This window comes from Citrobacter sp. UYEF32, assembly GCF_040546205.1.
GTDB lineage: Bacteria > Pseudomonadota > Gammaproteobacteria > Enterobacterales > Enterobacteriaceae > Phytobacter > Phytobacter diazotrophicus.
In genome coordinates, this window is the sequence record NZ_JBEPNI010000001.1 from 177,491 (window position 1) to 203,600 (window position 26,110).

Here is a 26,110-nt window from a genome sequence, read left to right on the forward strand (position 1 = left end):
ATCCTCATCTCAGGCGCGATGACAATAACCAGGACCTGGGGGAACTATGATTCTTGATGCCTTTTCACTTGCAAACAAAGTCGCCATCGTTACCGGCTGCGATACCGGCCTGGGGCAAGGGATGGCGCTGGGGCTTGCCGAAGCAGGATGCCATATCGTCGGCGTTGGCCGTAAAAAACCACAGGAGACCGCCGAGCGAGTCACCGCGCTGGGCCGCAAATTCCTCGCAATCCAGGCTGATCTCAGCAAGCAAGACAGCATTAATGACATCGTCAGCCAGACCGTTTCACAGATGGGGCGCATTGATATTTTGCTCAATAACGCCGGGACGATTCGCCGCTGCGATGCGCTGGAATTTAGCGAGAAAGACTGGGACGATGTGATGAACCTTAACGTCAAGACGGTTTTCTTTTTGTCTCAGGCTGTCGCTCGTCAGTTTATTGCCCAGGGCGACGGCGGAAAAATCATCAATATTGCTTCTATGCTCTCGTTTCAGGGGGGCATCCGCGTACCGTCATATACCGCGTCTAAAAGCGGTGTTCTGGGGCTGACCCGTCTGCTCGCCAATGAATGGGCATCACACAACATCAATGTTAATGCCATTGCCCCTGGTTACATGGCGACCAACAACACCCAGGCGTTACGGGAAGATGCAGAACGTAACCAGGAGATTGTCGATCGCATTCCGGCAGGCCGCTGGGGAAAACCGGATGATCTCAAAGGCCCGGCGGTCTTTCTGGCCTCTGCGGCTTCTGACTATATCAATGGCTTTACTCTCGCCGTGGATGGTGGCTGGCTGGCGCGTTAAATGTCATTCTTGTGACAAAGAGTTACACCGTCACCTCTTCCACCTACTGTATAAAAACCCTATACTGTATGCATCGACAGTTTAGCGAGTTTTATCATGACGGCGGAAGGACACCTGCTTTTTTCCATTGCCTGCGCGGTGTTTGCCAAAAATGCCGAGTTGACGCCTGTGCTGGCACACGGGGATTGGTGGCATATTGTTCCGTCAGCTATTCTGACCTGTCTTCTGCCCGATATCGACCACCCGAAGTCGTTTCTTGGGCAGCGGTTAAAATGGATCTCAAAACCCGTGGCCCGCATGTTCGGTCACCGGGGTTTTACCCATAGCCTGTTGGCCGTTTTTATTGGCTTAACGCTGTTCTATCTCAAAGTGCCCGATAGCTGGATTATCCCGGCAGACGCACTGCAGGGGTTGGTTCTGGGTTATTTGAGCCATATCCTTGCCGATATGATCACCCCGGCAGGCGTCCCTCTTCTCTGGCCCTGCCGCTGGCGATTCCGTTTGCCCTTGCTCTCGCCGCAACGCGGTAACCAACTGGAGCGTGTGTTATGCATGGCGCTGTTCACCTGGGCACTGTGGATGCCACAAACATTGCCCGATAACAGTGCAGTGCGCTGGTCGTCGCAGATGATTAATGTGCTGCAAAACCAGTTCAATCGCTTTATTCATCACCAGACCGACCATTAAATCGCCACTTTCCGCACTTACGGCATAATTCATTCCATTTGGATATAAGGCTTGCGGACCTCTTCTGCTAACCTTCCGCCATTGGCTGACCTTTGGATGCCGGCCTTATAATGAGATCAGGAGAACGGGGATGAACTTTCCTTTAATCGCAAACGTTGTGGTGTTTGTCGCACTGCTGCTGTTGCTGGCGCAAACGCGTCACAAGCAGTGGAGTCTGGCCCAAAAAGTACTGGCCGGTTTGGGGCTGGGCGTAGTGTTTGGCCTTGCATTGCAGGCTATCTACGGCTCGGACAACCCGGTACTGAAGAATTCTATCCAGTGGTTCAACGTGGTCGGTAATGGCTACGTGCAACTGTTGCAGATGATTGTTATGCCGCTGGTTTTTGCTTCTATTCTGAGCGCCGTTGCACGTCTGCACAACGCGTCTTCGCTGGGAAAAATTAGCTTTTTAACTATCGGCACTCTGCTGTTTACGACGATGATTTCAGCGCTGGTTGGCGTCATGATGACCAATCTCTTCGGTCTGACCGCCGAAGGTCTGGTTCAGGGGACCGCCGAAACGGCCCGTTTAACGGCCATTCAAACCAACTATGTAGGCAAAGTGGCCGATCTGAGCGTACCGCAACTGCTGCTGTCGTTTGTACCGAAGAACCCGTTTGCCGATCTGACGGGTGCAAGCCCGACCTCCATTATCAGCGTTGTGATTTTCGCTGCGTTTCTGGGTGTCGCCGCCCTGAAACTGCTCAAAGACGATGCGCCGAAAGGCGAACGCGTGCTCATCGCCATTGATACGCTGCAAAGCTGGGTGATGAAGCTGGTGCGTCTGGTGATGCAACTGACGCCGTATGGCGTTCTGGCGTTGATGACCAAAGTGGTGGCCGGCTCGAACATCCAGGACATTATTAAGCTCGGCAGCTTTGTTATCGCCTCCTACATTGGTCTTGGCATCATGTTTGTGGTGCATGGCCTGCTGCTGGGTGTGAATGGCATCAGCCCGCTGAAATACTTCCGCAAAGTATGGCCGGTACTGACCTTCGCGTTTACCAGCCGTTCCAGCGCCGCGTCTATTCCGCTGAATGTGGAAGCGCAGACCCGTCGTCTGGGCGTACCTGAGTCTATCGCCAGCTTCTCTGCCTCGTTCGGTGCGACCATCGGTCAGAACGGCTGTGCGGGTCTCTACCCGGCAATGCTGGCGGTAATGGTTGCTCCGACAGTAGGCATTAATCCGTTGGATCCGATGTGGATTGCCACCCTGGTCGGTATTGTGACAGTCAGCTCCGCAGGTGTTGCGGGTGTCGGTGGTGGTGCGACCTTCGCCGCACTGATTGTACTGCCTGCTATGGGTTTACCCGTCACACTGGTTGCACTGCTGATTTCGGTGGAACCGTTGATCGACATGGGGCGTACGGCGCTTAATGTCAGCGGCTCAATGACCGCAGGTACGCTGACCAGCCAGTGGCTTAAGCAGACGGACAAAACCATTCTGAACAGCGAAGAGGACGCCGAACTGGCACATCGCTAATTTCGACGTCATTCGAAACGAAAACCGCCTGACAAGTCATTGCAGGCGGTTTTTTTATTCGTCGATTTCGCCTTCCTGACGAATCTGAGTTGCCCAGCGCTGAGCGGCTTCAGGCACGCTAAAAACAGGTGAACGCGTAAAACGCTCGCCCTGTAACACGAAGGCCACATATTTCCCGCGCAATAACCAGACGTCACGAAACCCATCAACCTTCAAAGCATGTTCAGGCGGTGCAGGTTCGATACGGGGTACATAGCTGATAACACGACGGTTTTGATGGCGCAAAGGTTTCATAAGCGAAGAGTTCACTAAAACGATTTCCACTAACACGAAAGTCCTATCATAGCCGATCGTCACCCCGCGCGTCGCCTCCGGGCTGACTTTCTGCGTATTTTTGCCGCTCTTTCAGTGCGCCCATAGCCGTTACGCCTGAGCACTGTCCTGAGTTGTTCTATAGTTAGAAGGGTTTTGCCAAAGCAACGACCATTTTTCAGCAATGAAAACAGGAGACGTGTTCAATGTCGGATCAAGAACAAAACCCTACAAATCATCAATCACCGGTGCATGATGCCAGTGAGTCAAAGCCCGGTCTCGATTCTCTGGCGCCGGCAGACGGTTCCCATCGCCCTTCCCCGCATCTCTCCGCGCCCGGCGAGCAACCCACGGCCCCAGGCAGTTTAAAGGCCCCTAACACGGCCAATGAGAAACTCACCGCGCTGGAAGCCTTTCGTAAGGGCAGCGAAAATTTTCCACTGACGACAAACCAGGGCGTACGCATCGCAGACGATCAAAATTCACTGCGGGCGGGCACGCGGGGACCGACGCTGCTGGAAGACTTTATTCTGCGCGAAAAGATCACCCATTTTGACCATGAGCGCATTCCTGAACGCATCGTCCACGCACGCGGTTCTGCCGCCCATGGCTATTTCCAGCCTTACGAAAGTTTATCGGCCATCACCAAAGCAGATTTTCTCTCCGACCCGGAGAAAATCACGCCGGTATTTGTGCGTTTTTCCACGGTTCAGGGAGGAGCAGGCTCCGCCGATACCGTGCGGGATATCCGTGGATTTGCCACCAAGTTTTACACCGAAGAGGGGATCTTCGATTTGGTGGGTAATAACACGCCCGTATTTTTTATTCAGGACGCGCATAAATTCCCGGATTTCGTTCATGCGGTTAAACCCGAGCCTCACTGGGCAATTCCCCAGGGGCAGAGCGCCCATGACACCTTCTGGGATTATGTCTCGCTGCAACCGGAGACACTGCATAATGTCATCTGGGCAATGTCTGATCGCGGGATCCCACGCAGCTATCGCACCATGGAAGGCTTTGGTATTCATACCTTTCGCATGATCAATGCCGAAGGCAAGGCCACGTTTGTGCGTTTTCACTGGAAACCCGTGGCAGGCAAAGCTTCACTGGTCTGGGATGAGTCGCAGAAATTGACCGGTCGTGACCCCGATTTTCATCGTCGCGATCTGTGGGAAGCGATTGAAGCGGGTGATTACCCGGAATATGAGCTTGGATTACAGCTCATTCCCGAAGAAGACGAATTTAAATTTGATTTTGATCTCCTCGACCCGACGAAACTGATCCCGGAAGAGCTGGTACCAGTGAAGCGAGTGGGCAAAATGGTGCTCAACCGCAATCCGGATAATTTCTTTGCCGAAAACGAGCAGGCCGCGTTTCACCCCGGCCATATTGTCCCCGGGCTCGATTTCTCTAACGATCCCCTGCTGCAGGGGCGTCTGTTCTCCTATACGGATACGCAGATTAGCCGTCTTGGCGGGCCAAACTTTCATGAGATCCCCATAAACCGCCCCACCTGCCCGTACCATAATTTGCAGCGCGACGGCATGCATCGAATGGATATTGATACCAACCCGGCAAACTATGAACCCAACTCGATTAATGACAACTGGCCGCGTGAGACGCCGCCGGGCCCTAAACGGGGTGGGTTTGAGTCGTACCAGGAGCGGGTCGAAGGCGGCAAAATTCGCGAACGTAGCCCCTCATTTGCCGAATATTATGCGCATCCACGCCTGTTCTGGCTCAGCCAGACGCCATTTGAGCAGCAGCATATTATTGATGCTTTCAGCTTCGAGCTGAGTAAAGTTGTGCGCGAGTACATTCGTGAACGGGTGGTTGACCAACTGGCGCATATTGACGTCCATCTGGCAAATGCCGTCGCCGGGAACCTCGGCATTACGCTGAGTGAAGAGCAACGTAACATCGCGCCACCGAAGGAGGTGAACGGTCTGAAAAAAGATCCTTCGCTCAGCCTGTATGCCATCCCGGATGGGGCCATCAAAGGGCGTGTCGTCGCCGTGTTGCTGAATGATAAAACGCGCGCTGACGATGTGCTCACCATCCTGCAAGCGCTTAAGGCGCAAGGGGTGCACGCGAAACTGCTCTATTCCCGAATGGGCAGCGTTGTAACCGATGATGGATCCGTCTTACCTGTCGCGGGGACTTTTGCGGGCGCGCCGTCACTGACGGTTGATGGCGTCATTGTGCCTGGCGGTGATCTCACCCAGTTACTGAATAATGGCGATGCGCTTTACTATCTGCTGGAAGCCTACAAACATCTAAAACCCATTACGCTGCTGGGCGATGCCCGTCAGTTCAGCGCCGCTTTACAGGTTGGCGCGCAGGGGGAAGAAGGTGTGATCCAGGCCGAGGATGCCTCAGGCAGCACCCTGGATGATTTTCTGGGGTTATTGCGCGCGCACCGTATTTGGTCACGCATGAGTAAAATCGCCAGCATTCCTGCCTGATAAACGCGCACCGCGGCCTGTTCCGCGGTGCGTGACTTACAGATCCCGAAAAGTGCCCGGTCTGAAGGCACGTTCGGCAATGACCCGCTTCAATGAAGGCTGCGTCAGCACTTCCAGCTCTTTTAAACGTGGGTAACAGTACTGACTTGCCATAAGCTGATTATCCACAAACGCCGGATGGCTCATGATCTCCAGTGAGCTGTCGCCACGCAGCGCGGCGGTATCCAGAATGGCGGTAAACAGCGATACCGTGATCTCATCGCCATAAAAGGCGCTGGAAAAACCGCTCGTGCTGCATACCCCGTTTGCATCAATTCCCTGGCGCCGGGCCTCATCGCGATCGACACGCAGCGGAATGCCTTTCTGCCGGGCAAACGCCGCAACCAGCGGGAAAATGGCGCCAATCATATGCACATGATGATGACTATCGATGTGTGAGGGCGGCTTGCCAAACAGCGCGATAAAACGCGCATACTGGCAGGCCAGCTCATCGGCAATCTCCTGGAGCGGCAGGGAACCTTGTGCAGCCAGATCCCAGATCCATTTTCCCAGTTTCCCCTCTCGCGTCAGTGATGGCGTATTTCCCACGGGTTTTCCCAGCGTCAGGGTGAAATGCAGCCCCACCGCCAGTTCCGGAACCTGCTCGCACAGCGCAACCGCATGTTCGATAGCGGCACCGTTCACCAGCGCAGTCGTGGACGTTACGACGCCGTTACGGCAGGCGTCGACGATGCCGTAGTTCTGCCCACGGCTTAAGCCAAAGTCATCCGCATTGACGATTAACAGTCTTTGCATAACCCCTCACTGTTTGAAGGATGCTATTGCCGTAGCAAAACGCGGTAACCACTGCTGATTGGCCAGCAGCATATCGCGGGCCAGTTTTTCCGCGTCTTTATCAGAATGGATCAACGGATTCAGGTTGAGCGCCAGCAAAATGTCATTCAGTTCACCGCTCAGTGCCGCGTTGCTGGCAGCAATCTCAAAGCCCTTAATGGTGTAAATCAGCCCAAGAATCTTGTCATCAAAGTGTGTGATTCGCGGATGCGGCGTCGCCCCCTCGCGCCCCAGAAGACAGGTCATTTCTACCGCCCATTGCGCAGGGATATTTTCTACGCAGCCCCGGTGCGGCACATTCACGTAATGCTCCGTCTGCTTATCATTAAAAATCGCATTGATCACTTCACAAGCGGCATCGGAATAATAGGCACCGCCGCGCATCTCCAGCGCCTTCGGTTTCACATTGAGTGTCGGATCTTTGTACATCTCAAAGAGATTTTTTTCGACCTCCTGAACCACCTGCGCACGCGTCCCCCCTTTGTAATATTCCCCCATTTCGATACCCAGCATCTCTTTGGATTTGAAATAGTATTGCAGGTAGGAACATGGCAGCAGGTTGAGCGAACGCAGTAAGCCTTCCGAGAAGGGTAGATCAAAAATATTCTTCACCGAAGATTTCGCCAGACGCCCGGAAGCGACCCCGTCCATTAATTCGGCAAAGCGCGACTCGCCATTCACCAGCACATCTTTGATAAAGACCAGGTGGTTCAGACCAAATAAATCGATCGATAGCGTGTCAGTCGTGGCGAGTTGCAGAACATCACGGACGAACATTTTCATGCCGATGGGGACATTGCATACGCCAATAAAGCGACGGAAGTTGGTATGCCGATAAACCGCTTCTGTGACCATGCCAGCCGGGTTAGTGAAATTGATCACCCATGCCTGCGGGCACAACGCTTCCACATCACGAAGAATATCGAAAATCACCGGGATAGTGCGTAGCCCTTTAAACAAACCACCGGCACCATTAGTTTCCTGACCAAGATAACCATGGCTTAACGGAATGCGCTCGTCGAGTTCCCGTGCTTTGAGCTGGCCGATACGGAATTGTGTGGTAACGAAATCCGCATCGCGCAGCGCTTCACGTCGATCAAGGGTTTTAAATATTTTTAATGGCACCCCCGCTTTGTCGACCATGCGGCAACAAAGATCATAAATGATATCCAGCTTATGTTTCCCCTCCTCCACATCTACCAGCCATAATTCGCTGACGGGTAATTCATGGTAGCGAAGAATAAATCCTTCCAGTAATTCCGGGGTATAACTGCTGCCGCCACCGATAGTGACAATTTTCAGTTTCGTCGTCATATTTTCTCCCTCAGGCCTGATGTTAAGGCAAGCCGTGTCATTACCGCAGTGCGATAATTATAGAATGGTGATGTTTGTTAGCGGGGACGAACCCCGCAAATCAGGAAATATTCGTCAGTTGTTTACGGTAACTACCCGGTGTAAATGAGGTCAGTCGTTTAAATGTTTTAATAAATAAGCTGGGGCTGCTGTACCCTGCCTCCCATGCAATATCATTGATTGAGAAATTCGAAATTTCGAGCTGCTTGCGGGCAAAATTAATCCGAATTTCATTAATAATTTGCAGCGGTGTTTTATGATAATAACGCTGTGTCGCCCTGGTTAAGTATTCCTGAGATTTCCCCGACAAGGCGACCATATTTTCCAGCGCGTTTTCAGCAAAACGGTGTTTGTCATGCATACCCTCTACGGTCATTTTTAACCATTGCGGAATGCAATCTTCCTCCTGCTGCTCGCGGTAATGGCGCAAGCGATTGATAACATGGAAGGTGACATTCTCAATAAACTCATCGAGTTCACTATCACGAAAATTGAGCGATGCTATGACCGATTCAATGTACGCCAGAAAGGTTGCCTTGATGCGGTAACTCTGCGAGGCAACGAAACAAAACGGCACCAGCGAAAGATAATGCGTATCAAAAAATTGCCGGCTGATCCCCACATTAAGGATCCGCGTTGCGCCAAACTCATAAAAACTCTGGTGGGTTGAACCGACGGGTATAAACACAAAGTCACCTCGCTCCAGCAACACCCGTTTCCCGTTGATCACCTGATAGTAACGCCCGGTCAGGACGAGCGTAAATTCATAGTAATCATGCTGATGCAGCCCACTGATGCTCTCAACTTTATTGTAGATAAACACGTGAAAAGACCGGCCATTAAAAAGCTGTTGCTCTCTGACTATTCTCGCGTCCGTCGCATTTATCTCTGGCTGCATCTGCGGGCTTCTCCTTTATCGTCACATTTTCTCGTGCAGTTCAATCAGCTCGGCAATAAGCTCACGCGCCAGCATGGCTGTCATCAGGTGATCCTGCGCGTGAACCAGTACCAGGCTTACCTTTATCTTACCCTGCCCTTCATCACTTTCAATGAGCTGAGTCTGTACGCGATGTGCCTCATGCAGGGCGGCATGAGATTGCGCCATCAGCGTTTTTGCCGTCTCAAAATCCCCCTGCTTGGCTTGTTTTAATGCGCTGTACGCCAGGCTTCGCGCCTGACCCGCGTTGATGATAAGCCCCATGACGACCTCTTCCAGGGCGTCCGCGTCGGTGCCTGTTTCCGGCAGGTTATCTAAATCCAACATGATGACTCCTCGTCTGTAGCCGCGGCGGTACACAGGCCGCGGCGAAGTTCCTTAAAATTTCAACGCCTGGGCGATATCTTCCTCGCTCTCTTCGGCTTCGATAGTGTTCTGTGCTTTGTTCGATATCACGACGAACGGCAGATAGAGCAGTGTCGCCACACCGAGGTTGAACAGCGCCAGCAACAGGGCTGCGATACTGCCGTTGGTGTTAAAGAAAGCCCCAAGCCCGGTGGGCATGGTCCAGGGTGCGATATTGGTGACAGGCGGGATGATTCCCATGTAATAAGCCGCCATGGTGATGGCTGCCAGTAACGGCTGAACCAGAATGAACGGAATAAACATCACCGGGTTCATGATAATCGGCAGGCCAAACATCATGGGTTCGTTAATCTGGAAGATCCCGGAAGGCAATGCCAGCTTCGCCACCTGGCGGTGATCGGCGCGGCGGGACGCAATAAAGATGGCGATAATTAACCCCAGCGTCGCCCCGGTGCCGCCCAGGAAGATATAGGAGTCAAGAACCGGTTTCGCCCAGGCATGGAAGGTTTTCCCCGCGGCCAGCGCCGCATCGACTGAACCGTATTCGGTATACAGCGCCACGTTTTCCAGCGCCCACGGCGTCATGATGCCGCTATCCAGTGCGGCCAGGGCCAGTGAACCATGGACACCAAAGAACCACAGCAGCGAGGTAAAGATGACATACGCCCAACCAACCACCCCGCCCATTGCCGCCAGTGGCTTAGAGATGGAGTCCATAATGATCTGGTGAAAGGTCGTTCCGGCACCGGCCAGTCCCCATGCGATAATCCCCATGACAGAGAGGATCACAAAGCCCGGAATCAGCGCCGAAAAGGAGCGAGAGACCGACGCAGGAACGCTGTCAGGTAACTTAATCACCCAGTTACGCCGGACAACAAAGGCGAACATTTCCGCGACCACCAGCCCAATTAACATACCGGAGATAATGTTCGAGCCGCCGAGCCAGTTGGCATCTACCGCATACGCCTCCCCAACGCTATAAGGGGTCACCGTCATAAACGCCGCCACGGCCAGCAACCCGGCAGCAAGGGGATCAACTTTGCGTTCCTCCGCCAGCGCCATGCCAATAAAAAAAGGCGCCATCAGCGACATAATGCCCAATGTACCGTTATAGACATTACCGCCGATGGCTTTAAGGCCATTCAGGGAATCAATTGTTGACGCATCCAGTCGAATGCCAAGAGAGTAGAAAAAAGATCCTTCGCCAAAACTAAGAAAGACATTATTAATTAAAACAAACATGGCCCCGGCGAGCGTTAATGGCATTAATTTAATAAAGCCATTTTTAATCGCATTGACATGCGGTTGCTTGCCTATTTTTACCGCGAACGGCAGCAGCACCTTTTCCAGAGAATTGATCGCTTTATTCATACAAATAAGCCCTTAAGTGCCGCAACGTTAATTGCGGCATGAATGTGTGAAATTACTCTTTGACGGGAAAAATAAAAATTTAAAGCGCTGCTTTTTTAATGGCAGCAATGGCACTTTTAAGAACGGCTAAACCATCGATTTTGCCATAAAGCAAAGAATCAATAACTTCTACTGGCTTATCGGGCAGAATGCGCTGAATTTCAGGCAACATATACGCAATTTGCGGACCTAATAAGACGACATCCGCCTGCGGGCCTTTCTCTGCCGCCAGCGTTTCCGGAAAAGCATCTATAATAACCGGCACATTATACTTTTCTGCCTGCGCGCGCATTTTCGACACCAGCAACGAGGTAGACATGCCCGCTGAGCAGAACAAATAGATGATTTTCTTATCCATAAAAACCTCCCTTGAGCGGCATTTATCATCGAAGAATGCAATGATTAAGCCGTGTGGCGAGACGCCGTGTTATCTGTTTTTTGATGTTGTAATGAGTATACGTTGGCGCGCTGCGAGGGGATAATTCGCTACAAACCACAATTGTCTCTCATTGACCTGGCATCATGACTCCCTTCACATTACGGCCAAATAATTCGCTTCGTTAAAAAAGATCCTGACGTAAAAAAACCGGCCCAGGGGCCGGTTTTAGATCTGCTCAGGCAAAGAGAATCAAAGGTTACTGCTTAGGCGCTTGCGGATCGGTGTCATATTCGGCACAGGTCTGGTAGCCTGAGTTCATCACGTGACCCGTCTCATCCAGCGCGACGAAATAGGTTTCAGTTTTACCATTACGTTGACCCAGGATATAGGTCTGGCAAGTGCCACGCGCGTGGATCATGGTCACTTCGGAAGAAGGACGACCGGCAACCTGCATAACCTGCTGGCGCGTCATCCCTTTTTTGACATCTTTCACTACCGGCTGGCTCACCTGATCTTTAGCGCGATCGTAAGCCGTACACCCTGCCAGCATAGTCAGTACCGCCACTGCACCCAGAATTCCTGCGATGTTCTTGTTCATATTCCATCCTCTTGTTTATCCGCTTGTGTATCAGCGTGTTATCTAAGCCTGGAATATAAAATTGCATTTTTCAACTATACTGCGTGACTGGCATAACTTTCGGAAAAATCTAATAAAACGACGATAACCTGCTAAAACGGCGTAATATGCGACACTCAAATTCGTGATCCTTGTCGTTTTACCGTCAAAGGGTTAATTTGGCTGCATCACCTATTTGCTACCTGCATAGCAGGCCACATGACGGAGGGGTTAAATGACTCTGCAACAAGAAATTATTCAGGCACTGGGCGTCAAGCCGACCATCAACGCCGAAGAAGAAGTTCGCCGTAGCGTAGATTTTCTCAAATCCTATCTGAAAACCTATCCTTTTTTACGCTCACTGGTGCTGGGGATCAGCGGTGGTCAGGACTCAACGCTGGCCGGTAAGCTTTGCCAGACCGCCATCTCCGAATTGCGTCAGGAAACCGGCGACGCCAGTTACCAGTTTATCGCCGTACGTTTGCCTTACGGCGTACAGGCTGACGAGCAGGATTGCCAGGATGCTATTGAGTTTATCAAGCCGGATCGCGTGCTGACGGTAAACATCAAAGGTGCTGTGCTGGCCAGCGAACAGGCGCTGCGCGAGGCAGGTATTGAGCTGAGCGATTTTATTCGCGGCAACGAAAAAGCCCGTGAGCGTATGAAAGCCCAGTACAGTATCGCCGGGATGACGAAAGGTGTCGTCGTAGGTACTGACCATGCGGCAGAAGCGGTCACCGGCTTCTTCACCAAATACGGTGATGGCGGTACAGATATCAACCCGATTTTCCGTCTCAACAAACGTCAGGGTAAACAACTGCTGGCATCCCTGGGTTGCCCGGAACATCTGTATAAGAAAGCCCCTACCGCAGACCTGGAAGACGATCGCCCTTCTCTGCCGGATGAAGCGGCACTCGGCGTTACCTACGAAAACATTGATGATTACCTGGAAGGCAAAACGCTCGACGCCGGTACAGCGCAGATCATCGAAGGCTGGTATGTGAAGACGGAACATAAACGTCGCCCGCCGATCACCGTTTTCGACGATTTCTGGAAAAAGCAATAAATCTCAGGGGCGGCGCAAGCCGCCTCTTTTTTCACCTGCCGCAGCCTGCTACACTGGATATCTAAACAGTATCAGGAGTCCGCAGTGAACAGGCGTCAATCCGCCCCGCGTCTTGAATTTGAAGCGGCGGCTATTTATGAATATCCCGAGCATTTACGTCCATGGCTGGAAGCACTACCAAAGCAGCCAGGCGTCTATTTTTTTCATGGCGAAAGCGACGCGATGCCCCTGTACATCGGTAAAAGCGTGAATATCCGTAGCCGGGTGCTTTCCCATTTGCGTACCCCCGACGAAGCGGCGATGCTCCGCCAGTCCCGACGCATCACCTGGATATGTACCGCAGGTGAGCTTGGAGCCCTGCTGCTTGAAGCTCGCCTGATTAAAGAGCAACAACCGCTTTTTAATAAACGTCTGCGCCGCAATCGACAGCTTTGTTCATTATCAGTCAACGGCGATAAACCACAGGTAGTCTACGCCCGTGAAGTGGATTTTTCCTCAGAGGTCGGCCTGTACGGCCTGTTCGCCAACCGCCGCGCCGCCCTGCAAACCTTGCAGTCCATCGCCGATGACGAAAAGCTCTGCTATGGCCTGCTTGGCCTGGAGTCATTAACCCGCGGTCGCGGCTGTTTTCGTTCGTCGTTGCGCCGGTGCGCAGGCGCGTGTTGCGGTAAAGAAACCGTGGCCGAACATGATGGCCGTTTTCTGGCCGCAATGGAGCGTATGCGTCTGGTGTGCTGGCCCTGGAACGGGCCAATTAGCTTACAGGAAGTGGGTGAACAGATGACGCAATACCATATCATCCACAACTGGCTGTGGCTTGGCGCAGTAAACCATCTGGATGAGGCGGCAGAGTTACTCCGCACGCCCGCCGGGTTTGATCACGATGGTTATAAAATACTCTGCAAGCCATTACTGTCCGGGGAATATTTGATTAGTGAGTTCCCTCAGTGACCGGGAAGCCAGGTAATTTCGCTACAAAGTAACTGACCTTCTGATTTTAACAAGCGAAGCGTCTGGCGACCTTCGCTCCAATAGGCCCCCTGATCGGCGGTAAGCAGCTTATCGCCAAGTTGCCATGCCCCACTCAGTACGAAGATCACGCCCCCACGGGTACCAAATGTGGTAAAAGTCCGGTCCGCAATACGCACTTTTGCACGACAGTGATCGCGGCGAGTCATGATATTGAAATCCATCGACATCTGCCCTTCATGAAGCTGGACTTTAACCGGCTGTTCTCCGGGAAACGTAAAAGGCTGGAATTTTTTCAACGTGTGACAGAATTCATGGCCGGCATCTAAGGTAACTTCACCGCCTTCAATAAGGGTGATGACACGATCGACGCCGGGAAATTGCGGAAACTCACCGTTACTGGCCAGCGATGCGATACTTGCCCGCCAACTGAAATCTCGCGTCGCCTCCGGAAAACAACAAATTTCTCGGGTTTCCCCTGCACCATTACGCCAGAGATTTACCGGCATTTTGCGGATATCAAAGAATTCCATCATCACTCCTGAATGGCGCAGCATGGAAGCGCCGCGCCGCTGCTTCTAAAGGCAGCGTGTCATTATCATCCATCCTGCCATTAAAAGATTATCGGCAGCAAAGCAGGATGCCTTAGCGATGCTGTGGTCAGCATGTAAAAAATTAACGTAATGATACACGGAAATTTTTTCTCAAAACGAGCAGGTTGAGGATACCGTGATACAGGCGGCAGACAAGGGGGCGAAAAAGAAAAAACCGCCAGTCCTGCCCACAACGTAAACACGTGCTATGAGCAAGACCGGCGGTCTTGATGAGGGTTGCTGAATCAATTATTCAGCAGGTTGTGGCATTTTACCTTCTGGCGCCGGACGTTCTGTCAGACGCTTCTCAAAATTGGCATTAAACTGTTTTTTCTGTTCCGGCGTCAGAACATTGTAGATTTTGTTCTGGGTTTCCAGATGTGCCAGAATGTGCGCTTTACGCTGCTCATCCATCTTCGCGATTTGCGCTTCTGCTTTCGCTTTATCGAAGGTGTCACTGGCAATAATGTTGTGCATATCGCGGCGTTCTTGCAGCATCTGCTCATACTCGCCTTTCCTGATGTCACGGATCTGCTGTTTCTGCGCATCCGTCAGGTTCAAACCTTTGAACATCATGTCATGATGAGGTCCGCGTGGGCCTTTATGGTGCATTGCCGGGCCGCCATCAGCCGGTGCGGTCGTGGTATCGGCAGCATGCGCCAGGTTAGCAGCGCCAAGAGCCAGGGTAGAGGCAACAAACAGAGCGGTGAGTTTACGCATAATATTATTCCTTACTATTCATGTTTTCTTGCGGCGTGTGCCGTATCGACGATATTCACTTTAGCGTTTTATTCGTCAATAAATCAGAGCATCAGTAAAACAATGAAAGTGTAAAAAACATTTTTACAGCAATTGTGGAGAGAATATGGATAAACGGAGGAGAGTGGCAAACCAAATATAACAGCAGGGAGTTTTACAGGTAATAATGGAGATTATATAGTGCTGATGAATAATAACAAGCCAATGCAACAGGAATAATCTGCAATTCACTATGTACGTTCGCTTAAAGGCCAGGCAGATAGACAGATAACCGGATCATGCACAGACAGTGGCATGGCGAAAGGTAGAAAATGCACTCTTTTACTGATCGGGCGTCTACGCCACCTTGCAACAAAAGAGTGCGATTTTAGAGCATCAATTCATAAAGAGGGCATTAAAGACTGACCTGATTATAAATGGATAACTTCAAGGTTATTAATATCCATACCATAAGCAGCGATCTTTTCACTACTCAGGCAAATAATATCGTATTGACCGTAGCGAGAAATAATATATTCATCAGAGATACCTTTGACCTTATCAAAGATTTCTTTGAGATCTGATTTTTGAACTTCGATTTGCAGGACCGGCATCGATTTACGGAAAGTTTCGACCGCGCCATCAAGAACTTTATTCTCCATCCCTTCCACGTCGATTTTAACAAAGCATACATTTTCAAAATTAAAATCGTCGATACGAACTTGTTTAACGAATTCGTTTGAAATACCACGTTGCTGTTGCAGTTTTTCTTTCTGGCTGTTACCAAACTCGATGCTACCGAAGTTCATTTCTTTAGTATAATCAAAGCGAGGAATGGGAATCGGAGTGTTATCATTACCGACACAGGCATGATGTACAAACAAATTCTGATAACCGTTAAGTACAGCGGAACCGCACACCATATAAGAAATGATGCGTTGGGCTTCAAAAGCATGAACCACGCCGCCTTTACCCTGCAAAAACGAGGCGCAGCTTAATGCATATGAACCAAAGTTTGCGCCAATATCCAGCATGACGCTCTTTTCAGGTGCCAGGTTGCAGATATGTTGCGCAATGTCGATTTGAAGAATATCAGGCCCGCCGCAGGTTTTAATCAACGAATTGGTTTGGTTGACGTCATAGCGGTTAACCAGCATTTGACCATGTACTGTGGGAATCGAAATCGTAAAAGGAATAGCCATCATGCCCTCTGTTGCTATTGATTTGCCATATGTTTTAGTATGATACCTGACCAGAGTCTAACGCCCGCGCGATCCAGCAATGGGTCTAACATGATAAAAAAAGCGTGTCTAATCGTCTGTTAGAAACATAGGGTGAATGTTACGATCAAAATTTAATAGAATGATGGCAAAATCAGTCGTGTCAGGGATGGCTCATTGAGGATCGAGAAGATGAAGTTCCATTTTTATATCGAAACGAGCCCATCTGCGTTCAGTATGCAGGCAAGTGATATTTCGCAGACAATAAAAAATACCGATGAACATGTATTTATTTTAAGACAGGCACTGGATTACAAGGACGAATTTAAAGAAAAAAGCAATGTCACTATTATCAATATCACTTACGCGAACTTTCCAGATGTCGTAAAAGACATCCTGCATGGTATTAGCCAAAAATCAATCCCTTCTGTTTATCTTCATTTTGGTACCGGCCATGCAGAAGATATTGGCACGATCCTCAGCAAATCGCGTTATCCTGAGAATAAAACGCATCTACGAATTTATGAAGATGATCCCCTTTCTATTATAACGCGTAATACGTTACTTGCCCTGCCTGCTGCGCAACGTCAAAATGCCATCAGTACCTATGCGCAACACTTGCAAGATAAAATATACACTACAAATGAAAACCTTATATCAAGCAGAGGGTGGAATTCTGTCGTCACTTACTCTTTTGGGAAAATTTACGATACCAAATACTACTCAAGCGACAAGACTCAGCTCACTGAAGACGGGTTATCCATTTTCCCATTGGAAACCGACCCAAATTTAAAAACTATACTCTTTACTTTCCCTGAAATCGAAACAGCACGGGAATTCGTTGATAGCAATACGTTATTAATCATCTTTAAAAATGATTATTCCGTTCGCGATTGCCAGGCAAATGTCGACAATATCATTAGCGAATTTCGCGCAAACCCACTCAACAATAATATTAATAAACTCCTCGTGTGGGGTGGTAGAAAAGGCGTCATTTATCCGGACGATTTGCAGGTTTTAAATCTGGCAAACACGATACCTCTCGTCTTCCTTGATAGATGCAATGTCCTGCCAGGGAAGATGGCCGGGGAATTATGTACTGAGATGTTTTTGATGAACGGGAATGAAGTTATTTTGACATTGCCGCGCATGGAAGAGACGCCTTTAGAACAACTTACCGGTAAATTCGCCTGTTTTGCCAATACCAAAAGCCTTGAGCTTATTGATAACGATGCGCTTTTATCGCCTGATAATCTGCGTATTTTTCGTTGCGCAGCCTCGATGGGTGACGTTGTTTTTGCATTGGGTGCCTTAACTGCGCTCAAAGCACAAACGACAGAAAAATTTGTGCTCATTGCCAATAAGCTTTATGAGGATATGGCGTCAGCCTGTCCGGCAGTTGACTACTTCTGGCCAATGAATTCGGTTACAGAAGGGAAAAGCAAGCTCATTGAAAAAGTCGGCATGCGAGATAAGATTCACATTCTCGATAAATGGGAGCAGATTCTGGCGCCCAAACATATGTCTTTGGCCTTTCTTGATGAGTTTGGAAGTCAGTGGCGAGAAAGCGATTTACAGCCGAAGCTCGATTTAAGCCATCTCGATACCACCCGTGTCGACGCCTTCATAAAAGAACATAACCTTAACCCGGCCAAAACGGTGCTGGTGCATCCGAACATTGGTGCGCCAAATCGTACCTGGACCGAAGAGGGCTGGAATGCCGTAACCGATCATATGGTCGCTACGGGATGGCAGGTGGTTATCATTGGCAGCGACAAGCACAATAGCCACAAACGTGCTCTGATGAGCATTACCAACCCGCACGCTATTTCCGCAGTCAATGCGTTTTCAATTATGGAAACGATCTATTTTATGCGCCATTGCGCGCTATTGATCGCCTGTGATTCCGGTCCGGTTGCCCTTGCAGGCATGACCTCGATCGGCATCATTTCAATTTACTCGCAAATTGAGGCGAAAAACCGTTTACCGTTCAGGAATGGCGCTCAGGGTTGGAATGCATTAGGTATTGATGTTGCCTGTCCGGCTTACGGTCCCTGCGGCAGGCTGGTGAGCACAAACCCCAAAGAGACAACCGGGGTGTCCTTTGCTGAATGGTGTCCAAAAGACAAAACCTATGAGTGCATGCGTGGCCTGTCAGGAGAGACCATGGTCTACCTGATTAACCACTTCCTGCAATCTGATGACTATATTCCGCAGGTGGCTAACGCCTGACGGATCATTGCAAAGCACTTCGCAATAAAAAACGCGCCCGACGTGATGTCCGGGCGCGTTTTTCTTGATAGCGACTTTCCTAACTGATGCGCTCCAGCATCAATCCCGCCCGTAGCCCCACGGCGACCTTTGGATTAGGAAAGAGCACATATTCCTGATCGCGCTGGACAACGTAACGCTCGCCGCGATCTTCTGCCAGCAACGTTCCCGCCGCAAACGGGGTAAAATTGAGCGTATCGTCCGACATATAAAGCACGAACTCTTCACTGCGCCGTGTTAACTGCTGCACCACACGATAGCGTATCGGTGCGTTTTCCGCTTCGGGCACCACGTCGCCAGCAAGCAACGCCGCCAGCGCCCAGCGAGTACGTTCGAACTGGCTCAAATCATTTTCACCAAAAGGTAGCGCTTTACCAAGCTCCAGCGTACAGGAATGGGCCTGAAACTGTTCGCAGGTGTAGTGAGTAAAGGTTCCCGCCGGGGACTGATGGAAGACTAACGCTTCCAGCCCGGCATCGCCCAGCCATTTGAGAAAAATTTCATCCCAGGGTTCTGCACGCGCAGGCAGTACACCAAAACGTACATGATGAGAACCACGGATCGCCGTGTGCAGGTCAAGGTGCCAGCGATCTTCATCATCTTCGGCGTAAAAATGGGTGACGGCCCGTTCTAGTTGTGCGGCGCGAATCGTCTCATCACTGGCCGGAAAACCTTGCCAGCGCGCGCCAAACATGCGGTTAAGGTCGCTGCGCAGAAAACGTTTATTCTGTCCCAGCGCCTGCGGGTTACCGATAATGATCAGCAAGCGCCAGCTTAAGGCCAGCGTCCCGTTCAGGAGCTGTTTTAACAGACCATCCAGCATCTCCACTGGCGCGGTTTCATTGCCGTGAATCGCGCAGGAAAGCACCAGAGAGCGCTTTACTGGCTTTGGGGGCACTAACTCCAGAACGCCCTGTTCATGCCATAACCAGTGGATCGCGCCAGCCTCACCCACCGTCCTGCGGGGCATTTCACCTGACAGCGTCATTGCGAGAAAATTGTCCATACGGCCTCCTGTCACTGCTGGAAGGGATAAACGGAACCTAATCTCAACATTTGCGTCAACGTATCCAGTGCTTCCCGGCTCTCCCGTAATAGCATCGGATCAGCCAGATCGGCCTGCGTTAACCTGTCACGATAATAACGCTCAATCCACTCATTTAGTGCGCGGAACAGCACATCATTCATCATCACTGCCGGATTTACCGCACGTGCCTCTTCGTCCGTCAGAACGACGCGCAGGCGCAAACAGGCCGGGCCGCCGCCATTAGACATACTTTCACGCAGATCAAACACCTTGATCTCGCTGATGGGGTTGTCTTGCTCCAGCAGCGTGGTCAAATAGCGCCAGACGCCCGGATGCTCGCGGGATTCCTGAGGCAATATGAGCACCATGCTGCCATCTTCGCGGCTCAGCAACTGACTGTTAAACAGATATGTTTGTACCGCATCGCTGACGGATACCTCAGCGTCGGGCACCTCCAGCGCCATAAACCCCGGCACCCGCGCACGCAACTGGCTAAACAACGCCTGTTGATGCAAAAAAGCCTGCTCATGGCAGAAAAGCACCTGTCGGTTTGATACCGCGATAACATCATTATGGAAGACGCCCTGATCGATAACAGCAGGATTTTGCTGGGCGAAGATAACCTGTCGTGGGCAGACCTGATTAAGCCGCGCGACCGCCTGGCTGGCTTCCAGCGTCTGACGGGCGGGATAGCGCCCTGGTGCGGCGTTGCTGCCCTCTTCACGGCCATAAACAAACAACTGAACACCCGGCTCGCCATAGTCGCCCCCAAGACGATTATGGTTAGCCGCCCCTTCATCGCCAAACATGGCCACCTGCGGCAATGCGGGATGCACGGCAAACTTACGCTCATCGCGGAAGATGGCTTTTAGCACCGCTTCGGTGGTCGGCGCTTCGATGGCCCGGTGAAATTTGTTATTGAGGTTAGCCACCGTCAGATGCACCCGCCCGTCGAGCGCATCGGCAGAGGGGCAGACCGTTGCCGCATTCGCCACCCACATGGATGATGCAGAGCTGACGGCAGAAAGCAGATGCGGTGAATGCGCAGCGGCTTTTTCCACCACCTGCTCATCACTTCCGCTAAAACCCAACTGGCGCAGGACCGGGATGTTCGGCCTCTCCTGCGGTGGGATCACGGCCTGCACAAAACCGGCATCCGCCAGCGCTTTCATCTTTAACAGCCCCTGCTTTGCCGCAAGCTTCGGGTTAGAAACCTGGTGACGGTGTTTCGTCGACGCCTCGTTACCGAACGACAGTCCGGCATAATGGTGCGTCAGGCCCACCAGACCATCGAAATTGACTTCCCGCGCTTTCATCACCTCTCCTCCCGGCTGAAATCAAGCCCCGGACTGAGCGATTGCGGCAAGGCCAGCTCTGCCGATTCAAGGCTCGCCATAGGCCAGGCGCAGTAATCGGCGGCATACCAGGCGCTGGCGCGATGGTTGCCTGAGGCGCCCACTCCACCAAATGGCGCGGTACTCGCGGCGCCGGTGAGCGGTTTGTTCCAGTTGACGATCCCGGCCCGCGCCTCCAGCAGCAACTGGTCGAACTGTTCACGGTCCGGCGAAATCAAACCACAGGCCAGCCCGTAACGCGTGTTGTTTGCCAGCGTGATGGCCTCGTCAAAGTCGTCATACCGCCAGACACAGAGCAACGGCCCAAAGACCTCTTCATCCGGCACATTCTGCGCCTCCGACATCTCAACAATGCCTGGGCTCAGCAGTGAGGTGCCGGGCTGCAGCAGACGAGGTTCAAGCAAGGTTTTACCGCCACGTTCGATGTGGCCCTGCCAGGCCTGCCAGACATGCTGTGCCGCTTGTTCCGAAATCAGCCCGCCAAAGAAGGGCTGCGGATCCGCATCCCAGGCCGCAGGTGTCAGCCGTGAGGAGACCTCCACCAGACGGCGCAAAAACGCATCCCCCGCTTCGCCCCGTTTGACCAGCAGACGACGCGCGCAGGTACAACGCTGCCCGGCGGTGATAAACGCCGATTGGAGGGTCAGATGGACGGCTGCGTCAAGATCCGCCGGGTCTTCAACAATCAGCGGATTGTTGCCGCCCATCTCAAGGGCCAGGATCTTCTCCGGCTGCCCGGCAAGCTGGCGATGCAACTGGAAACCGGTATTGGCGCTGCCGGTAAAGAGCAGACCGTCAATGCCTTCCAGGGCACTTAGCGCCTGGCCGGTCTCCCGTCCCCCCTGCACCAGGTTCAACACGCCCGGCGGTAACCCCGCCTCTTCCCACAGTTTGACCACCGCCTCGCCGGTCCACGGCGTCAGCTCGCTGGGTTTGAAAATCAGGGTATTTCCCGCCAGCAGGGCCGGAATAATATGCCCGTTGGGGAGATGTCCCGGGAAATTGTAGGGGCCAAACACCGCCAGAACGCCATGAGGGCGATGGCGCAGCGTGGCTGCGCCGTCCGGCATCTCTGTGTGCTGAGTGCCGGTCCGCGCGTGATACGCTTTTACCGAAATGGCGGCTTTATTGATCATCGCCGTGATTTCCGTGGTCGCTTCCCAGCGCGGTTTCCCCGTTTCGCGGGCGATAATCTCAGTTAATGCGGCTTTGTTGGCTTCCAGCAGTCCGGCAAATTTTTCAACAATCGCCTGACGCTGGCTAAACGCCAGTTTTGCCCAGGCCGGAAACGCGGCGCGTGCCGCCTCGCAGGCTAAACCGACCTGAGAAGCATCGGCATCATTACCCTGCCACAGCGTTTCGTTACTGACCGGGTTCGTTTTGATGCGTCGGGCACCCAGCCCCGCAATCCACTCACCGTTAATCCATTGCGTCATGATTTTTTATCCTCTGCGCACAGGCGTACCAGGCGCACTTTGTCGCCCGGATGACATTTAAGAGCATCAAGTTGTGCAGCGCTCAGCACCAGCTGTTCCGTTGCCGGGTCGGCATAGATAAGCATGGATCTGAATTGATGATATTGCTCGTTGGCTACCATGCAGGCAGGCCATTCCCCAGGCACAGGCTCTCCTTGTACCACCTCCACCAGTCGGCTTTTACGGATTGCGCGAACGCGATCAATGTCGCACTCAAGGGTTGGCCCGCCGTCGAAAATGTCGACATAGTTGCAGTAGCGAAAACCTTCTTTCTCCAGTACCGCGCGGGCTGGCGCGGTTTGCGGGTGTACCTGACCAATCACCGCTTGCGCCTCGGGCGAGAGAAAATCGGTGTAGATGGGGTGCTTCGGCATCAGTTCGGCGATAAACGCCTTCTGCCCGGTGCCGCACAGGTAATCCGCACGAGCAAATTCCATTGAAAAGAAGCGCTTGCCAAGACTCTCCCAGAACGGTGAATAACCGGTTTCATCGATGACCCCGCGCATCTCGGCCACCACTTTTTCGTTAAAGCGATCGCGGAAAGCGGCCATAAACATAAAACGCGATTTAGAAAGCAGATAACCATTGCCCTCTTTGCGCCAGGCCGGGTCGAGAAATAAGGTGCAAAGTTCGCTACTGCCCGTATGGTCATTGCTGAGGAACAGCGTGGGGAGCGCGTTATAAACGTTAAGCTCTTTTGAGGCATGGACCAGCGTGCCGACGCGGTAGTTATACCAGGGGTCGTTGAGGCCCACGGCGACCTCAATGGCGCAGATCCCGGCCACTTCGCCGGTCTCTACGACTTCAAGGACAAACACATACCCCTGTTCGCTTTTCGCCAGCTCCCCGCGCCAGGTTTTCAGGGCGCGCTCGATGCGCGCAGAGAGCGTGGCTTCGTCCGCAGGCAGCGAGGTCAAACCCCCGCCTGTTTTTCCAGCCAGCGCCATCAACGCCGGAAGATCGTCGTGCTCAACAGGACGAATCACCATCATGATGGACACCCCGCAAGGAATTTATCGCAGGCGATACCAAAGCGTGCCAGCCCGCGAGAGACTTCATCTTCGCTAATATTGAGCGCAGGCGCGAAACGCAACACATTTGCCCCGGCAATCAGCACCATGACGCCCTCAGTGGCGGCCAGTTGCGAAATCTGTTTCGCTTTTCCAGCGTATTCAGCGTTGAGTTCGCAGCCAATCAATAGCCCCAGACCGCGAATTTCACGGAACAGGCCGCAGCGCGCATTAATAGCCTGCAACTGTTCGTTAAACCACTGGTGGCGCTGTTTGACGCCATCCAGCGTCTGACGGGTGTTCACAATATCCAGTACCGCACCGGCAACCGCAGAGGCAAGCGGGTTACCGCCGTAGGTCGTACCGTGGGTGCCAACGGTCATCACGCGGGCATATTTCTCACGAGCCAGCATCGCCGCTACCGGGAAACCGCCGCCCAGCGCTTTGGCGGTGGTCAGCACATCAGGCGTTACGCCATAGTGCATATACGCATAAAGTTCGCCGGTACGCCCGACGCCTGTTTGTACCTCATCGAAAATCAGCAGCGCATTATGGCGATCGCACAGCTCACGCAGCCCCTGTAAGAACGCGGTGCTGGCCGGCACCACGCCGCCCTCACCCTGCATCGGCTCAACAATCACCGCACAGGTATCGTCATTGATAAGCGCACTGGCCGCCGCCAGGTCGTTGTACGGGGCATGGGCGATATCCGGGGGTAAAGGGGCAAAATCCTGCGAGTAGGCAGGCTGACCGCCTGCACTTACGGTAAACAGCGTGCGACCATGGAAAGCGTTTTTGAACGCCACAATGCCGGTTTTCTTGCCGCCATAGGTATCGTGAGCATATTTGCGCGCCAGTTTCAGCGCCGCTTCATTGGCTTCTGCCCCGGAGTTACAGAAAAAGACTTTCTCAGCAAACGTGGCGTCGATTAAGCGTTTTGCCAGACGTAATACCGGCTCATTGGTATAGCCGTTTCCGGTATGCCAGAAGCGCGAAGCCTGCTCGCTCAACGCTTTGCATAACGCGGGATGGGCATGGCCCAGCGCATTAACGGCGATGCCACCTGCAAAGTCGATGTACTCTTTATCGTTCTGGTCCCAAAGGCGCGAACCCTCGCCACGGACCGGAATGAAAGGCGCTGGCGCGTACACAGGCATCATCCATTCATCAAAGTTCTCACGCGTAATTGACTGTGACATAGCGACCTCATCCGGTAAATAATTGGTTGAATATATGTTAAAAAATATGAGTATTTACGCTGTAAATGTATATTGCACAGGGCGTGCCAGCCAGCCATCAAAATGCATAAAGGCGGCCTGACAACGAAATATCAATAAGTTAAAACCTGTCGCTATTCACTTAAATTGCATAAAAAGTGAATAATATTAGATGAAGTCTGGATGGCGGAGGGAAAATCAGAAAGATTATGCAGCGATAAAATATAATTCTGGATCTGTGATCGTCTGCGAAATTTATCGGTAAATCCTGCGACAATTTGGGGCATCACGCACTGCCATGGGGCAATTATCCTGTTCAACAGAACAAAAAAAGCCGGCTTCGTTGCCAGCTTTTTGAGTGCTATGACGTAATAGGTTCTTAAATCAAACTTGCTCTGCCATCGCTTCGACGCGCGCAATCGCCTGGTAGAGCGCCTGTGCGGTAACGTTATCCGGCATATTTTTCATATCCGGGGCATGCAATGACATTTGCACAATTTGCTCAAGCTCACCGGTATCAAGCGCGGCAATATCACTCAGACGCAGCGGTACCGCACAGGCATGCGCCAGACGTACCGCCTCAAGTAATTCGTCATCACTACGATTTTCCAGCGCCAGCAGACACAGGTTGCCAAAGCCCACCAGGAGCCCATGACCAAATTCGCGGGTTTTATCACAGACCGTAAAGCCTTCATAAATCGCATGGGCGGCGGCAGCATGCGCACCGCTGCTCATCAGCGATGTCAGCCCGGCAAACATAAATATGGCATCCAGCACCTGTTCCAGCGCGGCGTTGGGTTTGCCTGCCCGCACGGCGTCGCAGGCGGCAGGTCCGTGGGCCTTAATCAGGTCATAACAGATACGGCTGTTGGCGCTGGAAGCCTGCGCGACGCCGCTGTGGTTCTGATGCCGCACGCTGATCGCACGGAATTCGTACCATTTTGCCAGCGTGTCGCCAAGGCCCGCCGCCAGCCAGCGCAGCGGCGCGGTGGCCAGAATTTCGCTGTCGATAATAACCGCAGCGGGCGCCTGCGCTAAGGGGAAAAGATCGCGAAAATGGCCATTGGCGTGATAACGAATGGTCAATGGCGTCACGGCCGCACAGGTCGCTGCAATGGTAGGAATGGTAACAACCGGCACATGCGTCTGTACCGCAACGGCTTTACTGGTATCAAGTGCTTTGCCGCCGCCGACGCCTATCACCAGATCCGCCCCTGTCACCTCGACCTGGTGGGCCAGGCGCTGGATATTCTCTTCGCTGCACACACCGCCAAACCACTCCAGGCCCACCAGTTCGACCGCAGAGGCCGCCAGTTGATGGCGAATCTGTGTGTCCACCGCTGCCAGCCCGGCATGCCCGCCAATGACAAGTGCGCGTTTGCCTAACGCGGCGCACACCCCGCCAAGGCGGTTGATAACGCCTGCGCCACGTAAAATTTGCGCCGGGAAGATGATATTCAGTGCCTGCATAATTGACTCT

General features: G+C 52.3%; 24 protein-coding genes. 7 read left to right on the top strand and 17 right to left on the bottom strand.

Annotated elements, in window-relative coordinates:
• The first annotated feature begins 46 nt into the window (after positions 1-46).
• The 3 genes from kduD to ABIB59_RS00915 all read left to right on the top strand — a co-directional run bounded on the left by kduD (position 47) and on the right by ABIB59_RS00915 (position 3,017).
• The gene (gene kduD / locus ABIB59_RS00905; RefSeq protein ID WP_041851614.1) at positions 47-808 is read left to right on the top strand and encodes a 2-dehydro-3-deoxy-D-gluconate 5-dehydrogenase KduD; all 762 of its coding nucleotides are present in this window, start codon (positions 47-49) and stop codon (positions 806-808) included.
• A 96-nt stretch (positions 809-904) separates the two neighbouring features.
• Positions 905-1,495, top strand: a complete 591-nt coding sequence (locus tag ABIB59_RS00910; protein ID WP_041851615.1) for a metal-dependent hydrolase — start codon at positions 905-907, stop codon at positions 1,493-1,495.
• 130 nt (positions 1,496-1,625) lie between these two features.
• A complete protein-coding gene (locus ABIB59_RS00915) occupies positions 1,626-3,017 on the top strand; it encodes an L-cystine transporter (protein WP_317077328.1) in 1,392 nt (463 codons plus the stop codon).
• A 54-nt stretch (positions 3,018-3,071) separates the two neighbouring features.
• Here the strand turns inward: ABIB59_RS00915 and cedA are convergent, their stop codons facing one another.
• Complete coding sequence (gene cedA, locus ABIB59_RS00920) at positions 3,072-3,326, bottom strand: cell division activator CedA (RefSeq protein WP_072039777.1); 255 nt, start codon at positions 3,324-3,326, stop codon at positions 3,072-3,074.
• A 209-nt stretch (positions 3,327-3,535) separates the two neighbouring features.
• On the opposite strand from cedA, the gene katE reads away from it, so the two are divergent.
• Positions 3,536-5,794 (top strand): catalase HPII, encoded by a 2,259-nt coding sequence (gene katE / locus ABIB59_RS00925; RefSeq protein ID WP_354033681.1) that lies wholly within the window; start codon positions 3,536-3,538, stop codon positions 5,792-5,794.
• A gap of 36 nt (positions 5,795-5,830) precedes the next feature.
• Here the strand turns inward: katE and chbG are convergent, their stop codons facing one another.
• The 7 genes from chbG to osmE all read right to left on the bottom strand — a co-directional run bounded on the left by chbG (position 5,831) and on the right by osmE (position 11,671).
• Positions 5,831-6,589, bottom strand: coding sequence for a chitin disaccharide deacetylase (chbG, locus tag ABIB59_RS00930; RefSeq protein WP_317077325.1), 759 nt, complete (start codon positions 6,587-6,589; stop codon positions 5,831-5,833).
• Between the two features lie 6 nt (positions 6,590-6,595).
• On the bottom strand, positions 6,596-7,942 hold the full coding sequence (locus ABIB59_RS00935) for a 6-phospho-beta-glucosidase (RefSeq protein WP_317077324.1): 1,347 nt from the start codon (positions 7,940-7,942) through the stop codon (positions 6,596-6,598).
• 100 nt (positions 7,943-8,042) lie between these two features.
• Positions 8,043-8,879 carry a transcriptional regulator ChbR gene (gene chbR, locus ABIB59_RS00940; protein ID WP_041851621.1) on the bottom strand — a complete coding sequence of 279 codons (837 nt, stop codon included), beginning with the start codon at positions 8,877-8,879 and terminating at the stop codon, positions 8,043-8,045.
• Positions 8,880-8,900: 21 nt separating this feature from the next.
• On the bottom strand, positions 8,901-9,245 hold the full coding sequence (gene chbA / locus ABIB59_RS00945) for a PTS N,N'-diacetylchitobiose transporter subunit IIA (protein WP_071195375.1): 345 nt from the start codon (positions 9,243-9,245) through the stop codon (positions 8,901-8,903).
• 51 nt (positions 9,246-9,296) lie between these two features.
• Positions 9,297-10,655 (bottom strand): PTS N,N'-diacetylchitobiose transporter subunit IIC, encoded by a 1,359-nt coding sequence (gene chbC, locus ABIB59_RS00950; RefSeq protein WP_071195376.1) that lies wholly within the window; start codon positions 10,653-10,655, stop codon positions 9,297-9,299.
• Positions 10,656-10,734: 79 nt separating this feature from the next.
• Complete coding sequence (locus ABIB59_RS00955) at positions 10,735-11,052, bottom strand: PTS sugar transporter subunit IIB (protein WP_041851624.1); 318 nt, start codon at positions 11,050-11,052, stop codon at positions 10,735-10,737.
• 277 nt (positions 11,053-11,329) lie between these two features.
• Positions 11,330-11,671 (bottom strand): osmotically-inducible lipoprotein OsmE, encoded by a 342-nt coding sequence (gene osmE, locus ABIB59_RS00960; protein WP_354033685.1) that lies wholly within the window; start codon positions 11,669-11,671, stop codon positions 11,330-11,332.
• 253 nt (positions 11,672-11,924) lie between these two features.
• On the opposite strand from osmE, the gene nadE reads away from it, so the two are divergent.
• A complete protein-coding gene (nadE, locus tag ABIB59_RS00965) occupies positions 11,925-12,755 on the top strand; it encodes an NAD(+) synthase (RefSeq protein WP_041851626.1) in 831 nt (276 codons plus the stop codon).
• An 84-nt stretch (positions 12,756-12,839) separates the two neighbouring features.
• On the top strand, positions 12,840-13,706 hold the full coding sequence (gene cho / locus ABIB59_RS00970; RefSeq protein ID WP_223886969.1) for an excinuclease Cho: 867 nt from the start codon (positions 12,840-12,842) through the stop codon (positions 13,704-13,706).
• Here cho and ves read toward each other — a convergent pair.
• The 3 genes from ves to ABIB59_RS00985 all read right to left on the bottom strand — a co-directional run bounded on the left by ves (position 13,700) and on the right by ABIB59_RS00985 (position 16,260).
• On the bottom strand, positions 13,700-14,257 hold the full coding sequence (gene ves, locus ABIB59_RS00975) for an environmental stress-induced protein Ves (protein WP_354034143.1): 558 nt from the start codon (positions 14,255-14,257) through the stop codon (positions 13,700-13,702). The two genes, cho and ves, sit on opposite strands and share 7 nt — an antisense overlap.
• A gap of 309 nt (positions 14,258-14,566) precedes the next feature.
• Complete coding sequence (spy, locus tag ABIB59_RS00980) at positions 14,567-15,037, bottom strand: ATP-independent periplasmic protein-refolding chaperone Spy (protein ID WP_354033687.1); 471 nt, start codon at positions 15,035-15,037, stop codon at positions 14,567-14,569.
• 449 nt (positions 15,038-15,486) lie between these two features.
• On the bottom strand, positions 15,487-16,260 hold the full coding sequence (locus tag ABIB59_RS00985; RefSeq protein WP_079496486.1) for an FkbM family methyltransferase: 774 nt from the start codon (positions 16,258-16,260) through the stop codon (positions 15,487-15,489).
• A 207-nt stretch (positions 16,261-16,467) separates the two neighbouring features.
• Here ABIB59_RS00985 and ABIB59_RS00990 point away from each other — a divergent pair, with 207 nt between their 5' ends.
• Positions 16,468-18,507, top strand: a complete 2,040-nt coding sequence (locus tag ABIB59_RS00990; protein ID WP_354033689.1) for a glycosyltransferase family 9 protein — start codon at positions 16,468-16,470, stop codon at positions 18,505-18,507.
• Positions 18,508-18,586: 79 nt separating this feature from the next.
• Here ABIB59_RS00990 and astE read toward each other — a convergent pair whose 3' ends face one another.
• The 6 genes from astE to ABIB59_RS01020 all read right to left on the bottom strand — a co-directional run bounded on the left by astE (position 18,587) and on the right by ABIB59_RS01020 (position 26,100).
• Positions 18,587-19,552 (bottom strand): succinylglutamate desuccinylase, encoded by a 966-nt coding sequence (gene astE / locus ABIB59_RS00995; protein ID WP_108701111.1) that lies wholly within the window; start codon positions 19,550-19,552, stop codon positions 18,587-18,589.
• Between the two features lie 11 nt (positions 19,553-19,563).
• A complete protein-coding gene (gene astB / locus ABIB59_RS01000; protein ID WP_079496484.1) occupies positions 19,564-20,889 on the bottom strand; it encodes an N-succinylarginine dihydrolase in 1,326 nt (441 codons plus the stop codon).
• Positions 20,889-22,364, bottom strand: coding sequence for a succinylglutamate-semialdehyde dehydrogenase (gene astD / locus ABIB59_RS01005; protein ID WP_165158425.1), 1,476 nt, complete (start codon positions 22,362-22,364; stop codon positions 20,889-20,891). The genes astB and astD overlap by 1 nt, the downstream gene beginning before the upstream one ends.
• Entirely contained in the window at positions 22,361-23,395 is a 1,035-nt protein-coding gene (gene astA / locus ABIB59_RS01010) for an arginine N-succinyltransferase (RefSeq protein ID WP_354033692.1), read from the bottom strand. Before astA ends, astD begins: the two co-directional genes overlap by 4 nt.
• A complete protein-coding gene (astC, locus tag ABIB59_RS01015) occupies positions 23,392-24,612 on the bottom strand; it encodes a succinylornithine/acetylornithine transaminase (protein ID WP_103245551.1) in 1,221 nt (406 codons plus the stop codon). Before astC ends, astA begins: the two co-directional genes overlap by 4 nt.
• Before the next feature lie 402 nt (positions 24,613-25,014).
• Positions 25,015-26,100, bottom strand: a complete 1,086-nt coding sequence (locus ABIB59_RS01020) for an iron-containing alcohol dehydrogenase family protein (protein WP_317077318.1) — start codon at positions 26,098-26,100, stop codon at positions 25,015-25,017.
• Positions 26,101-26,110 lie beyond the last annotated feature (10 nt).